At 28.8% G+C, this 15,534-nt stretch carries 10 protein-coding genes; 9 read left to right on the plus strand and 1 reads right to left on the minus strand.

Annotated elements, in window-relative coordinates; all coding sequences use genetic code 11:
• Positions 1–348 (minus strand): transposase family protein (locus tag EC396_RS11305; RefSeq protein ID WP_205757945.1); only part of this gene is annotated, 348 nt, incomplete at its 3' end.
• A gap of 597 nt (positions 349–945) precedes the next feature.
• On the opposite strand from EC396_RS11305, the gene EC396_RS11310 reads away from it, so the two are divergent.
• From EC396_RS11310 to EC396_RS11355, 9 genes are all read left to right on the plus strand, one after another.
• Complete coding sequence (locus EC396_RS11310; protein WP_129366802.1) at positions 946–2,490, plus strand: hypothetical protein; 1,545 nt, start codon at positions 946–948, stop codon at positions 2,488–2,490.
• A 444-nt stretch (positions 2,491–2,934) separates the two neighbouring features.
• Positions 2,935–3,429 carry a hypothetical protein gene (locus tag EC396_RS11315; RefSeq protein ID WP_129366803.1) on the plus strand — a complete coding sequence of 165 codons (495 nt, stop codon included), beginning with the start codon at positions 2,935–2,937 and terminating at the stop codon, positions 3,427–3,429.
• 5 nt (positions 3,430–3,434) lie between these two features.
• Positions 3,435–4,034, plus strand: coding sequence for a tetratricopeptide repeat protein (locus EC396_RS11320; RefSeq protein WP_129366804.1), 600 nt, complete (start codon positions 3,435–3,437; stop codon positions 4,032–4,034).
• Positions 4,035–4,644: 610 nt separating this feature from the next.
• Complete coding sequence (locus EC396_RS11330) at positions 4,645–5,166, plus strand: ubiquitin-like protein (protein ID WP_240665694.1); 522 nt, start codon at positions 4,645–4,647, stop codon at positions 5,164–5,166.
• Between the two features lie 648 nt (positions 5,167–5,814).
• Positions 5,815–8,352, plus strand: coding sequence for a PAS domain S-box protein (locus tag EC396_RS11335; RefSeq protein ID WP_129366805.1), 2,538 nt, complete (start codon positions 5,815–5,817; stop codon positions 8,350–8,352).
• Positions 8,353–11,275: 2,923 nt separating this feature from the next.
• On the plus strand, positions 11,276–12,328 hold the full coding sequence (locus EC396_RS11340) for a type I restriction endonuclease (protein WP_129366806.1): 1,053 nt from the start codon (positions 11,276–11,278) through the stop codon (positions 12,326–12,328).
• Positions 12,329–12,553: 225 nt separating this feature from the next.
• Positions 12,554–13,522 carry an ABC-three component system protein gene (locus EC396_RS11345; RefSeq protein ID WP_129366807.1) on the plus strand — a complete coding sequence of 323 codons (969 nt, stop codon included), beginning with the start codon at positions 12,554–12,556 and terminating at the stop codon, positions 13,520–13,522.
• The gene (locus tag EC396_RS11350; protein WP_129366808.1) at positions 13,509–13,733 is read left to right on the plus strand and encodes an ABC-three component system middle component 6; all 225 of its coding nucleotides are present in this window, start codon (positions 13,509–13,511) and stop codon (positions 13,731–13,733) included. Before EC396_RS11345 ends, EC396_RS11350 begins: the two co-directional genes overlap by 14 nt.
• Positions 13,724–15,445: a DUF2326 domain-containing protein gene (locus tag EC396_RS11355; protein ID WP_129366809.1), complete on the plus strand. Its 1,722-nt coding sequence runs from the start codon at positions 13,724–13,726 to the stop codon at positions 15,443–15,445. Before EC396_RS11350 ends, EC396_RS11355 begins: the two co-directional genes overlap by 10 nt.
• The last annotated feature ends 89 nt before the right edge of the window (positions 15,446–15,534 follow it).

Raw genomic sequence — 15,534 nt, forward strand, 5'->3', positions numbered from 1 at the left:
TTGACTAATTTCTTTTAAAAAAGCAGCAAACTCGGTGGTCATCCGTGTTCCCTGTGCTACTAAGTTCCAATCTCTTTGAATAACTTCCTTGGTTGTTTTGTCCAGCCATCTACGTCGTTTTATGTGTAGATAAACCGTGTTTCCACGTAATGGAAAATCTTGGATTGTTACTTCTTTGTGAAAACCGTGCGCTATTAGAACTTTGGAAACCTGCTCTTTTGGAGGTATATTTCGCTCTTCAAAATAAAGATGCATTACTTCACCGTTTTTGGTGTTCTTTACCAGATAGAAGTGGTTGATTAAAAACTCAGGGAGTATGAGTTTTAGTAAGTCTAGATAATTGTCCAAAATTTATTTTTTAAACAAAAATCATAATTTTAATTCAATTCACACACAACTTTTGAGAATGATCCATAATCATTGATCAATGAATCCTTAAAAACTGTAGTCTAGTTATCTCTTGGAAATTTTTCTTGAAAAGTAATAAGGGTTTCGTTAAATTTTAATAAATGATTAGGCAACTTATAGTGTTTGTAACTCGGATTATAGATAACCCGATGGCGCGTATATAACACACACGTTAGCTCGGAATTGTATTCCGTGCCCATAAAAAGTAAATAATATCTCGATATAAATTCCCCCATCTCCAGCAGTATTTTTTTAACCATTCGTCACCTCAAACCTGCAAAAACGTCATCTCCAACCTGTTTGGAGATCTTTTAAATAATCCCAAAATAACCCAAATCATATCTAAATTCATTATAAATTAACAATAAACATATTTTATAAACTCTTTTTAGTTAAATTAGTACATTAGGGAAATTGCACAATCAGAAATAATAAATAAATACAAAATAATTTTATCAGAAAAATTTAACCGAATAAACATACTTAATATAAGTGTATTAGAAAGTTGCCAAACATATTAAAAAACAACTACATATAATGAAACAATTACTTTTAGGATTTATATTTTTTGCTTCATTTTTAGTATCTGGACAAAATGGAATAAGCAGTAATTCTTTAGCGGATAAGTCAAAAAAAGAACTTATGGAGATGGTTAAAGACTTATATGACATTGAGGTCAACATTTCTTATAATATCACTTCAAATGACTTAAAAAGCAAACGTGAAGATATGTCCGATGGTAAAAACTATGGTAAAGCATATTTGAATGATTTATTAGAAAAAATGGGCAATGACAGCCTTAATCCAATCCATCTAAACAATCTTGCGGATTATTATTCAAAAAATAAAAATGTTGAATTAGCGAATACGTTTTATGTAAAAGCATTAAAAAACATAGACATAAAACACTTTGATAAGGACAGCGCCAATTATTTTTCTTTTAGAGGTTTATTAAAGGCTAATCTTAATGATACGACAGCAATAAGTGATTTTAGTAAATCTGTTAAGATTAATCCAAATGACTCAATCTCCATGTACTTTTATCCTTTAATACTAATTTCTAGTGGTAAATATCAAAAAGCTAAGGAATTGATAAAAATGTTATTTAACAGCCAGGTTGAGAATGTTTCTTTTCCATATTTATACTTGGCAATGTCAGAAATCCTTGAAAGTTTCCAAAGTGCTACTATTTCAATAACTAAGAATGGGGGCGATATGAAAAAATGGGCTAATAAAAATTACAATGAGATTATTAATTATGCATTGCTTGATGAATATTTAATAATAAACAAAGGCAATTTAGAAATAGAGAATTGCAGACTAATGGCTGATTTGTTGGGGCTTTTTTTTAAAGTTACTCTTTTTGAAACGGAAGGTAATCACAAGATTATATTTAATTATACAGATTATGAAAAAAATAAACTTCGGGAAATCATTTTAAATTTAAATACATTAAAAGAGCAACAAAAACTAAATGAATACACAGCAAATCGCTGTTTAGGTCATGCTTATTTTATGCTAGATGAATGGGATAAATCAGTTGACTATTATAAAAATGCTATTCAAAATTTCCCAATAGAAAAACAAGATTTGGAATTCAATTCAATCGAGTGCTACGATGCAATTACATCTATTTATTATCAAAAATCAGACACAATAAATTTTAGGAAATCTATAAATTCTAAAATGGCTATTAAGACCAAAAATGAAAACACCATTGACGAATTAACCGTACTTGCTTTTTATTATTATCGAAGTGGAGATATTGTTAAAGCAGAAGAATATTGTAAAAAAATTAAAAATATTAGTCCTGATAACTTTGACGCTTCAAGACTATTATCTCACATTAACTTCCTTAAAGGACATATGCCTTTTGTTAAATTTTATGGTAAGGACGCTAAAAGATACATACGAAATAATTTGGACTATTATAACTTAATTATGCAGTATACAATTCAACAGATATATGATGGTGATTTTAATAATAGTGTAAACAATATTGAAATTGCTAGAAAAATAAAAGGAGATGATGGTTGCCAATTATGTGATAAATTAATGAAAATAATTGAAGACAATAAATAAGTACGTTTGGTAACACTGGTAGCCATTACACAAGACCTTAAAACACAAATATCATATTTCATAAGCTCCTTTTTAAGGGCCTTATTTTTTAGAGCAACAGTAAATTCTTCTCAATTTCGAATCGCTTAAAAAGTTTTATTTGAAGGCCTACAAAACTCTTTAATGTTAAAATAAAATGATGCACCCGTTTTGCTTCACTTTTACAGTTTTTGAAATGAATTTTAAGTACTTTTTCAGATTATAAGCCATTGTACTTTCCTGAAATAGGTTGACTAAAAATTAGACAACTTATTACAAACAAACATGAAAGAACAAAAAGTACCCTGCCGAAAAAAATCCTATAAAAAAGTAGGTTAATCGAATATGAATAAAAGGATAAGAACAAAAAATAACTAAATTTACAGTTAGTCAGAACTATGACCGACCATTTAAATTCTATAGCATATGAAATATATATCTTCCCAATTTCTTCTTGTTTTAGTCTTTTTCTTTAGCTTTTCTTTATATGCTCAATCCTTAGAAAATTTAGAAGGTACTTATTTTGTGAAGCAAGATAGCATTGTGCATTCTTATGAGTTTAACAAAAGAAAACTAACTGTTAGATTAAATATAAATGATGCATTTAAAGTGCAATATATTTACAAATATAATTGTATTATGAATGATGATAAAACATTAAAAGTCATCTTAATTGCTATTACCTCTGAAGAAATAGAAAGCATTGAAAATAAAAAGAAAAAAACTTATTCATATATCAAAGACCTTTATATGATGTCTGGCTATTTTTTTTCAATTTGGACATTGGAAAAAATTGAAGACGCTAATCTCTTTATAAAAGTAGAACCCAGTTCAATTAAATGGCCAGCTTCAGATGGACATTTGTCAAATTATTATTCGGGTTTTGAAGATCATATTGTATTACAATCAATAAATAATTAAAAACCATGAGCCGTCTATATTTAAAAACCTCTATCTTTCTTTTATTGTTGTTGACATCTTTTGGTTGTAAAACTTATGTTCCTCAACTCAATTCAGAAATACTAAGAAAAGCTCAAAATGACGATGCCGAAGCTCAATTTGAAATGGGTAAAATATATTTTGAGTCAGCTTGGAAACAACCCACTATCACTAAAAGCGGAACGGTAACTAGAAATTGGGATGAAGCTGAACAATGGTTTGTAAAATCAGCTAATCAAGGTCATACTGCAGCAAAATTTTATTTACATTACCAGTTTCAAAAAATAAACAATTATGAGTGTCTTTCAGATTGTTTAGAAAAAGTAGCTTATGAAGGTATTGCTGAAGCACAATACCTTTTTGGTTCTACATACTTAACGGATAAATTTAATACCCCGAAAGATTTATCTCTTGCCTATAAATGGATGTTATTATCAGCACAAAACGATTACGAGCATTATCAAATAGCCTGGAATTTAATCAATCATTTTAACATATCACATTTAGAAATTAGCAAAGGTCAAAAAATGGCTAAAAAACATGTTGAAAAATATGGGATTTCAAAAAGCATGTATCCTGAAAAATAGTAAAGACAAAAATTAAAGACGAAAGGTTAACACGCGTAGCCGTTGCACAAGACCTTAAAACACAAATATCCTATTTCAGAAGCTTCCTTTTTAAGGGGCTTATTTTTTAAAGCAACAGCAAACTCTTCTCAATTTCGAATTGCTTAAAAAGGTTTATTTGAAGGCCTACAAAACCCTCTAATGTTAAAATAAAATGATGCACCTGTTTTGCATCACTTTTTACAGTTTTTGAAATGAATTTTAAGTACTTTTTCAGATTATAAGCCATTGCTGACAGATGTATAAATACTCAAAAACAATCAAAATGCCTGGCTAAATATAGCTAGACATTTTGTTTTTTATGAAACAAGCTTTTCAAAATATAAGAAACCAAAAAAGTATTTTTATGCTATCAAATTGAAATTGATAGTGCTAAAGATTATTTCTTAAAATTTAATGATTTAAAAAAATAAAATTACTTTTGATCAAAATGAGAAGCAATGGAGGCTAACCCAAAATGATGTTGATAAATTCAACAGAACGTTTGAGTCAAAATAACTTTTATAAATCCACACTACCCAAAGCCGAACCGTTAACAAAAATTAAACATTAACTAAATAATAATTAACAAATGAAACAAATTTACTCTTTAATTTTATTTACTTTTTTATCCTTCAACGTATCATCAATGCAAATATTTGTCAGGACAGTCACAGGAAAAAACATTGCACTTGAAGTTGAAGCCAATGATACTATTGAGAATGTTAAAGCAAAAATTCAAGATAAAGAAGGAATTCCTCCAGAAAATCAAATACTAAAATACAATGATATTATCCTTGAAGATGGTAGAACTTTATCAGATTATAACATACAAAAAGAAAGCACCCTTCATTTAATAAATTCAACTCTTGGGATTACAAATAATATTGAAACAAATACACAATTAAATTTATACCCAAATCCTTCAAGTGAATATGTTAATATTTCTGGATTAAAGAAGAATGAAAATTACACTATTTGGAACACTATTGGAACTGAAGTAAAAAATGGAAACATTTCTAACCAAGAAAAAATAACCATTCAAAATTTGACTAATGGAGTTTACTTCCTGAAGTTTGAAAATGGAAATAGTTTAAAATTTATAAAAAAATAAAACTCAACAACAAACAAAATGCCTGGTTAAAAATAGCTAGGCATTTTGTTTTTTATGAAACAATGGTTTTACAATCAAAGTTTAAAATTGTGGTGAGAAATTATTGTCACAAAATTTCCTGCAGACTGGAAACGATACAGAAAAGCTGCAGGAACAAAACGCAACGAACAAATAGCAAATTATGCAAATGTGTTAGTGGCTTTTGGGATGGAAAAAGTAAAGAAACTAAAAATTCGATAAACCTAGCGGAACAAAATAATTTTAAAGTCAAGATTATAAATTTTATGACGTCATCTCCAACTTGATTGGAGATCTTTTCAATAACACAAAAATAACACAAAGCATATTTAAATTCATTATAAACTAACCTTATTCCTCTCTTTTATTCTTTCTGATTAATTATTAAATATAATGATTTACAAACTTAAGACTCTCATAAAATCTATGCTTACATTTAAACTAAATAACGAACCGACAAACATTAAACTAACTATTTGCTACGGCAGAAAAATCTCCGATTTTCCAGACGCACAAATCATATAAAAACTCGCAGCCAATGCTTGAGGAAAGTAACAGATTTAATTACATTGTTTACTAATCAAAATATTTGTAAATTTCAATTTTATTCAAAACAATAATAGTTTGAGTATGAACACCAAGGAAAAATTAGTTAATGAAACTCTAAAATTTATAGCCCAAAAGGGCTGGACCAATGATGAACGTGATTTTTTTGATTCATTGGCATTGTTCCTTGCTGATAGGCTACAAGTTGCTTACGTTATAATTAACAAACTTAATCCCGACGGACAAACTGCCGAAGCACTTTCTTTTATTTCGGGTGGAAATGTGAAACCCAATATTAGTTATCTCCTAACAAATACACCTTGCGAGAATGTTATGGGTAAGAATCTTTGCTGCTATGAAAATAATATTCAAAATTTATTTCCCAAAGATTCAATGTTGGTAGATATGCACGCAGAAGGCTACATTGGCATTCCACTTTGGGATATTAAAGGCGCTCCACTTGGACTAATATCCATACTCGACACTAAACCAATAAAAAATCCAGAAGAAATAAAAACAATTCTTCAAATTGTAGCCGTTAGGGTTGCTCATGAAATCGAAAGAAATAATTACGAACATGAGCTTATAGATAAAAACAAAAAAGCCGAAGAAAGCACTCAGGAATTAAAAGCAAAAAACGAAGAATTATTAAAAGCCAAAGAGAAAACAGAAGAAAACGAAAAAAAATTTAAAGCTACATTTTATACCAGTCCCGACGCGGTTAGTATTAGTACATTAAATGGTGAATATATAGAAATAAATGAAGGTTTTACAAGGATATCAGGTTATACTGAAACAGAAGTATTAGGAAAAACAGCTTCTGAAATAAATATTTGGGCTGTGCCGGAAGATAGAAATACTTTTATAGAGACACTCAGAAAAAATGATTATATGGAAAATTTTGAAAGTTTATTCCGGGCAAAAAATGGAACAATTATTCCCGCATTGGTTTCTGCCCGAATAATTATGCTTAAAAATGAACCCTTTATTTTAGCAGTTACAAGGAATATTACTGAAAGGAAGAAATACGAATCTGAACTATTAATAGCCAAAGAAAAAGCAGAAGAAAGCGAACTTCAATTAAATTTAATTGCTGATAATTTTGTAAACGGAATGCTTTATCAGATTGCTTTATTGGATGAAAATAAGAGACGGTTTAATTATGTAAGTAAAGCTGTCGGGAATTTATATGGAGTATCACCTGATGAAATAATGCAAAATCCTGATTTGATATATAGTAAAGTACACCCAGATGATATTGACGATCTAATTGCAAAGGAAAAAAAGGCTTTGCTAGAAATGTCAATTTTTGAGACAGAAGCACGAATGGTAAATATTGATGGAAGTATTCGTTGGTCGTATTTTATCTCAAAACCTCGTTTAATTGACGGGGTAATGTGTTTTGATGGAATTGAGCTTGATATTACAAAAAGAAAGCAACTTGAATTCGATCTAATTACGGCCAAAGAAAAAGCAGAAGAAAGCGACCGTCTCAAATCCGCTTTTCTTTCCAATATGAGCCACGAAATCCGTACTCCTATGAATGGAATTCTTGGTTTTTCAGCGTTATTGAGTGAGCCCGACCTTGAAAGTAAAGAACAGCAGAAATATATAAAAGTAATTCAAAAAAGTGGTGCCCGCATGCTTAACATTATTTCCGAAATTATGGATATTTCGAAAATAGAATCAGGGTTAACAGAAATTAATATTAAAAAAGTAAATATAACTGAGAAGTTAGAATACGTTTATGAACTCTTAAAACCTGATGCTGATGCTAAAGCAATAAATTTAGTCATTAAAGATAGTTTGCCGATGGATGAGGCTATTTTTAAAACAGACGAAGAAAAATTGTTTGCCATTCTTTCAAACCTGGTGAAAAATGCTATCAAATATACAGATAACGGTTCAATTGAATTCGGGTATAGTTCTACAAGCTTACCAACCAAAATAAATGAACTACAATTTTATGTAAAAGATACCGGCATAGGTATACCAAAAGACCGTCAAAAAGCCATTTTTGAACGATTTATTCAGGCAGATATTGCTAATATTCAAGCAAGGCAAGGTGCTGGATTGGGTCTAAGTATTGCAAAGGCATATGTGGAGTTGTTAGGCGGAAAAATTTGGGTTGAAAGTGAACAAGGAAAAGGTTCATGCTTTTATTTCTCCCTACCTTTCAATGTTGAACTTGAAGAAAAAAATGTTGCTTCAAAAGTTGTTTCGGACAAAAGCGCAGAGAATTATATTAATTCTGAAGTCTCAGGACTGAAAATATTGATTGCGGAAGATGATGAAGCATCCAAAATGTTGGTTTCCATTAATGTAAAACCGTTTAGCAGTGAAATTTTAACAACAACTACTGGAGTCGAAACAATTGAAGCTTGCCAAAATAACGCTAATATTGATTTAATCCTTATGGATATTCAAATGCCAGATATAAACGGCTATGAAGCTACACGTCAAATAAGACAATTCAACACAGATGTTGTCATTATTGCACAAACAGCTTTTGGACTTTCCGGGGACAGAGAGAAGGCAATCGAAGCGGGATGTAACGATTATATTTCAAAACCAATTAAGAAAGATGAATTACTTTCATTAATACAAAAGTATTTTGGGTAATAATTATAGATTAACAGACAACTAAACACAGAAAATAAAGCACATTTCTATAACGGCTATTGGCTAAATAATGAATAATTAATAATGAAAAGTTAATAATGAATACCAACTTAAAACTTAGAACTTAAAACTGTTACTGAAAACAGGCTGTTGGCTTTTGTATTGATAATAAACTCGTCCTATGGAATTTTTCGTTATAAAATATCAAATTCTTTAGCGTTGGCCGGAGCAGCGTCCAAAGAGCGCAGCGGTCTGGGCGTGATGGATAAAAGGATTTGATAATTTTATAGAAAAATAACATCAGACTAGATTTTTTTGGTTAGCTCACCCATTTGTTATTTTATTAAGTGTTCGTGAATCTCCTAAAGTCGATTTCTTTTTTTATCGATGAACTGCGAAGCACATCACGAACACATAAAAAACAATAAAAAAAGTGAGTAAAAAAAGAATAATAGAGTTAATTAAAACAGGCTGTTGGCTTTTGTATTGATAATAAACTCGTCCTATGGAATTTTTCGTTATAAAATATCAAATTCTTTAGCGTTGGCCGGAGCAGCGTCCAAAGAGCGCAGCGGTTTGGCTTTTGTATTGATAATAAACTCGTCCTATGGAATTTTTCGTTATAAAATATCAAATTCTTTAGCGTTGGCCGGAGCAGCGTCCAAAGAGCGCAGCGGTCTGGGCGTGATGGATAAATTTGTAATAATTATAGATTAACAGACAACTAAACACAGAAAATAAAGCACATTTCTATAACGGCTATTGGCTAAATAATGAATAATTAATAATGAAAAGTTAATAATGAATACCATTATAAAATATCAAATTCTTTAGCGTTGGCCGGAGCAGCGTCCAAAGAGCGCAGCGGTCTGGGCGTGATGGATAAAAGGATTTGATAATTTTATAGAAAAATAACATCAGACTAGATTTTTTTGGTTAGCTCACCCATTTGTTATTTTATTAAGTGTTCGTGAATCTCCTAAAGTCGATTTCTTTTTTTATCGATGAACTGCGAAGCACAACTTTTTAGTATTTGCAGTAACAGATCCCCGCATACGCGAGGATGACGGTTCAAAGAATACTTGTTGTTAGTTGGTTGCTACTAATTAAAAATTAATAATGAAAAGTTAATAATGAATACCAACTTAAAACTTAAAACTTAGAACTTAGAACTTAGAACTTAGAACTTAAAACTTAAAACTGCTACTGAAAACTGCTACTGAAAACTGGCTTTTGACTTAAAACCGATACATAAAAGTTTCTAACAATTGTGAATAACTTTTAAAAAATGAACATCCTTTAAGTCCTGTTTTTATAGTTAAAATTAAATGTTTTTAAAGTGTGAATAGGACAAAGTAGGTTATTTTAGTAAGATTTGTGCTTATTTTAATAACATCAAGAGATAATTTGATAACATCAAGAGATAATTCAATATCTTCAAGAGATAATAATAGCTACCAGTGCACATCATTTAGGATGTACTAAATTTTATGATAAAAATTTTGGTAAGCTAAAAGAAGAATGGTAGATTTGTTTGAGCATAAAATCTAACGCTTCTTTTAGCGTTACCAGTTTAAAAAAAGTCTTAAAGCGCCAACTTTAAGGCTTTTGTTTTATAACACAAAAAGTATTTTTTTGTGTTATTTGGGAAAAGTTATATTTCACCCTTTTCCAGCGCTTCTAAATATACTTTCTGCTAAATAAAACGAAATACATACATAAGTGGTCATTTCTTTTTCAAGCGGGCTTAAATAAGCTCATAGTATAAAACTAAATCGTAATTTCAACCAATTAATAATTAACAATTTGTTGTTTAAAAGTTATTCAATTTTTTTTGTGAATAAAAGTATAGATAAAATTTTTAAATGAATTAAACATTATATTTGCAGTCGCTTACAAGCGGATTTATTGCACTCGCTTTTTTACTTTTTTTTTGCTTTTGGCTTAAAAATCAATAATTTAAACTTAATACCATTTATAACTTGTCATTCCGACGAAGGAGGAACCACATCCAATGCTCAGTTTTATGTGATTTCTCATTGCAATCGAAATGACAAAACATGCTTTTTAGTATTTATATTAACAGATCCCCGCATACGCGAGGATGACGATTCAAAGAATACTGTTACTAATTAATAATGAAAAGTTAATAATGAAAATGGTTGAATTAATTATTAATACCGACTTAAAACTTAGAACTGTTACTGTATACTGGCTTTTTAGCTTTTGACTATTAGCTGTTGGCTTTTGTATTGATAATACACCTCCCTGCCCTCCTCAAGGAGAGGGCTGAGCGTTAAAAAAATGTTCTGTGAACATTTTTAGTGATAGAGCCAGATGGCGCTGGGGCTAAGCGACGTGGCAATACGTCATTTTCAGCTTGACTGGAAATCTGTTGTTTGTGTAGTTCAAATGAATGATTATTACTAGATACTAAATACTTTTCTATTGAAAAATTGACTCCCTTTAGGGTTGATGAAAAGCAATTTTTCGGTAGCGTTGATTTTGTTAATAATTAAACTAATTTATAATTACACACCCCTAACCCCTCTCAAGAGGGGAATATTACTAGCAAACAAAATAACTTGAAAGTAACAATTATTGATGTTTAATAATTGCCTAAAAATAAAAAATGAGTTAACAATACGGTTTCCCGTAATCTCAATTCATTTTTGTATCATACATTTGAATGTGTCAAATGATCACAAAGCATATTTAAAATCATTATAAATGAACAATAAACATTTTTTTAAATACTGTTCCATTAAATAAGTATGTTCAAAAAATTGCATAATCAAAAATAATAAAATAGGTGTAAAATCTTTTATCTAAAAGATTTAATTGGATAAACATACTTAAAAAAAGTATATTAGAAAGTTGCCCACAATTACGAAAAAAAATAAAATTATAAAAAAAAGACACTATGGAATTACAAAACAAGCTGAAAACATTAGCCGATAAAATCGTGCAAATGAGAGAAAAAATTGAAACTGAAGAAGCTACAAAAAATGCTTTCATTATGCCTTTTATTAATATTCTAGGTTACGACCTTTTCGACCCAACGGAGGTAATACCTGAGTTTACAGCAGATTTAGGTCTTAAAAAAGGAGAAAAAGTTGATTATGCAATATTTCAAAATGGAGAACCAATTTTAATAATTGAGTGCAAAAATTGGAAAGAAGATTTAAACATCCACAATTCACAATTATTTAGATACTTCCACGTAACCAAAACAAGATTTGCTCTTTTAACAAACGGAATTGAATATAAATTTTATTCAGATTTAGAAGAGTCAAATAAAATGGATGAAAAACCATTTCTTGAATTTAATGTTTGTAGTGTTAAAGAATCAACAATTAACGAAATTGCAAAATTTCATAAATCAAATTTTGATGTAAATAAAATTGTTGATAACGCAAGTTCATTAAAATACACGAAAGAAATTAAGAAAATTCTAGATAAAGAATTTCAAGAACCATCAGCTGAGTTTGTAAGACATTTTGCTAATCCTGTTTATTCTGGCAGATTAACAGAAAAAGTTATGGAGCAATTTAAAGAATTAGTTCTAAAAGCGACAAATCAGTATATCAGTGAAAAAGTAAATGACAGATTAACTTCTGCGCTAAACAAAGAAACTGAGAAACAACAAGAGGAAGTTATCGAGGAAGATACAAAAAACAATATTATTACAACAGAGGAGGAATTAGAAGGTTTTCAAATTGTTGTTGCTATTTTAAGACGTAATCTTCCCAAAAACAGAATTGTTCACAGAGACACTCAATCATATTTTGGAATATTATTAGATGACAATAATAGAAAACCAATTTGCCGACTTCACTTAAATGGAGGAAAAAAATATATCAGTCTATTTGATAAGAATAAAAAAGAAATTAAAGAGTCGATTGAGTCAATCGATGAAATTTACAGATTTGAAAAAGAGTTATTAGAAACAATTGAAAATTACGAAAAGGAATAAAATAACTGTAGTCAACAACTTATAAAATAGATGCTTAAATTTTGTTTAAACTAAAACAAAAACAACAAACATTCTAACAAACCGATTTACTACAACCGAAAAATCTCCGATTTTCCAGTTGCACAAATCTTATAAAAGTACGTTGTAGCCAATGCAGAAAAACAGTACGAAAAATCGAATAATAACATAAATTAATAATTATCTTTGAGCAAATCTTAAACCAGAATGAATAGAAGTAAATATTTTGAATACATAGATGAGAAAATCCACGTACTTGCTCATCGAATTCAGACAAAGGGAAAACTAAACATCCTTAATCTTCACTTGCATTCAGAAAACTTTTATCTTCATTTTTTTAATTTATTATATAGCTATGAGCTAGTTAATTTAAATAGTAATACTCAAAATGTTGAAGCTATTGATTTAATAGACCATAAAAACAAAATAATTTTTCAAGTATCAGCTACTTGTACTAAACAAAAAATAGAGTCGACTTTATCAAAAAATATTTTTAAAAAATATAGCGGTTATAATTTTAAATTCATTTCTATTTCAATAGATGCCACAGACTTAAGAACTAAAACATTCTCAAATCCTCATTCAGTAAGTTTTGACCCTAAGAATGATATATTTGATATAAAGACGATTTTAAATTTTATTCTCACAAAAAACATAAAAAGTCAAAAAGAACTCTATGAATTCATAAAAGATGAATTAGGAGGGGAAATTGATATAATAAAATTAGATAGTAATTTAGCTACTATAATAAATATTTTATCACTTGAAAAATGGGATGATTCGCATATTGACGATAATTCCAATAGTTTTGAAATAGAAAGAAAAATACAATTTAATGAACTTGATGAAGCTAGAGAAGTAATTGAAGAATTTTGTGTCTATTATAAAAAAGTAGATGAAAAATACACAGAATTCGATTTATTAGGCGCAAATAAAAGCAACTCAGTTTTAAATTCAATAAAAAAGGAATACAGAAAACTAAAAAAAACAGTTAATAAAGATGATATCTTTTTTAATACTATAGAAAATATTAAAAACAAAGTTCTAATAAGTAATAATTTAGAGAATATACCTATTGACGAAATTGAATTATGTATTGATATTTTAGTAGTTGATGCATTTATTAGATGTAAAATTTTTGAAAACCCAAAAGATTATAAATATGCTACTGCCTGATAATATTCATCCTGAAAATAGCATTTATTTTAATGCATCGTTAGTTTTACAAACTCTTCAAGAGTTTGGTAAACTAGATATGCTTGATTTATATCATATAGTAACTAAAAATAAAAAAATATCATTTCCAGTATATATTTTATGCCTAGATTGGCTTTATATAATTAATGTAGCTGAATTAAAAAAAGGAGAAGTAAACTTATGTTCTTAAAATCACTTGAAATAATAAATAGTAAAAATTCCTCAGTAATTCGAGAAATTCAATTCCGCAATGGAATTAATTTAATTGTGGACGAAAGTGATGAAAGCATAACAGGTAATAACATAGGAAAAACAACGGTTTTAAAACTGATTGATTTTTGTTTTGGAGCAAACAAAAATAATGTATGGCAAGACCCTGAAAATCCAAAAGAAGTTTATTCTCTTGTAAAAAACTTCCTTATAGACAATGAAGTTTTAGTTGTATTAACCTTATCAAATTCCTTAAATTCCACTGATGAAGACGAAATTGTAATTGAACGCAACTTCTTGAGTTCAATAAAAACGGTTATTAGACGGATAAATGGACAGCCATATACAGATGAAGAATTTGAAGATGTACTAAAAGAATTGTTTTTCCCAAATCTAGTAGTAGAAAAACCAAGTTTTCGCCAAATCATTTCTCATAACATTAGATATAAAGATTTAAGTATTAATAACACTCTAAAAACATTGGATAAATTTACATCTGATGCTGAATATGAAACATTATATCTATATCTATTAGGTTGTGAGTTCAATGAAGGGAATCAAAAGCAAGGGATACTTCAAAACATACGTCAAGAGGATAATTTCAAAAAGAGGTTAGAGAAATTTCAAACAAAATCAGCATATGAAACTACACTTTCTCTCATTGAAAATGATATTGAGGAATTAAATTCAAAAAAATCCAAGCTAAATTTAAACGAAAATTTTGATTCAGATTTGAAGAAATTAAATGAAATCAAATATGAAATTAACAAATTAAGTTCTGAGATCAGTAAAATAAATATTAGAAAGGAATTAATAATTGAGGCAAAAAACGATTTAGAAGCACATAAATCAGAAATTGACCTTCCTCAACTAGAACAAATTTATAATCAAGCAACAGACATATTAGGAGAATTGCAAAAATCATTTGAAAATATGGTAAATTACCATAATCAAATGATTGTAGAGAAAGCAAAGTTTATTAATAATGAATTACCTAATTTGGAACAAAAACTTGAACAAAGAAACAAACAACTACAAACGTTATTAATTCAAGAATCTAAATTATCTAAAATAATAGCTAAAAGTGATTCATTTGAAGAATTAGAACTTTTAATTAGTGAATTAACTGAGAAATACAGAATAAAAGGAGAATATGAAAATATAATCCAACAACTGCAAGAAGTTGAAGATAATCTGAATTCTTACAACAACGAACTAAAAGAAATTGATGAAGCATTATTTTCTGATGAATTCGAAGAAAAAGTAAAAACTCAATTAAACAAATTCAATAAATATTTCTCTTCAGTTTCTGAATACCTATATGACGAGAAATATGCATTAAAATATGAGAAAATAACAAATCGAAAAGGACAACGATTATATAAATTTTCTGCTTTTAACACAAATTTTAGTTCAGGAAAAAAACAAGGAGAGATTTCTTGTTTCGATATTGCATACATTCTTTTTGCACGTAACGAAGAAATGTCGAGTATGGATTTTCTGCTAAATGATAAAAAAGAACTAATGCACGACAATCAATTAGTTAAAATAGCTCAATTCGTGAATGATAATAATATTCAATTTGTTGCATCAATCTTAAAGGACAAGTTGCCTGTTGAATTAAATAACTCTGACAATTTTATATTGGAACTTTCAGAAGATAATAAACTCTTCCGAATTGAAAATAGTTAAAAGCACTGGCTACAACAACTGGTATAAAAAAATGCTAAATACATAAAAATAGAATGTTTCTAAAATATAAATAACTTAAATTTATACAT

It is taken from the genome of Lutibacter sp. HS1-25, from assembly GCF_004121075.1.
In the GTDB taxonomy this organism is placed as follows: Bacteria; Bacteroidota; Bacteroidia; order Flavobacteriales; family Flavobacteriaceae; genus Lutibacter.

Coding starts and splice junctions, on each gene's coding strand:
- EC396_RS11310 (WP_129366802.1), top strand. CDS start 946: ATGAAACAATTACTTTTAGGATTTATATTTTTTGCTTCATTTTTAGTA.
- EC396_RS11315 (WP_129366803.1), top strand. CDS start 2,935: ATGAAATATATATCTTCCCAATTTCTTCTTGTTTTAGTCTTTTTCTTT.
- EC396_RS11320 (WP_129366804.1), top strand. CDS start 3,435: ATGAGCCGTCTATATTTAAAAACCTCTATCTTTCTTTTATTGTTGTTG.
- EC396_RS11330 (WP_240665694.1), top strand. CDS start 4,645: ATGAAACAAATTTACTCTTTAATTTTATTTACTTTTTTATCCTTCAAC.
- EC396_RS11335 (WP_129366805.1), top strand. CDS start 5,815: ATGAACACCAAGGAAAAATTAGTTAATGAAACTCTAAAATTTATAGCC.
- EC396_RS11340 (WP_129366806.1), top strand. CDS start 11,276: ATGGAATTACAAAACAAGCTGAAAACATTAGCCGATAAAATCGTGCAA.
- EC396_RS11345 (WP_129366807.1), top strand. CDS start 12,554: ATGAATAGAAGTAAATATTTTGAATACATAGATGAGAAAATCCACGTA.
- EC396_RS11350 (WP_129366808.1), top strand. CDS start 13,509: ATGCTACTGCCTGATAATATTCATCCTGAAAATAGCATTTATTTTAAT.
- EC396_RS11355 (WP_129366809.1), top strand. CDS start 13,724: ATGTTCTTAAAATCACTTGAAATAATAAATAGTAAAAATTCCTCAGTA.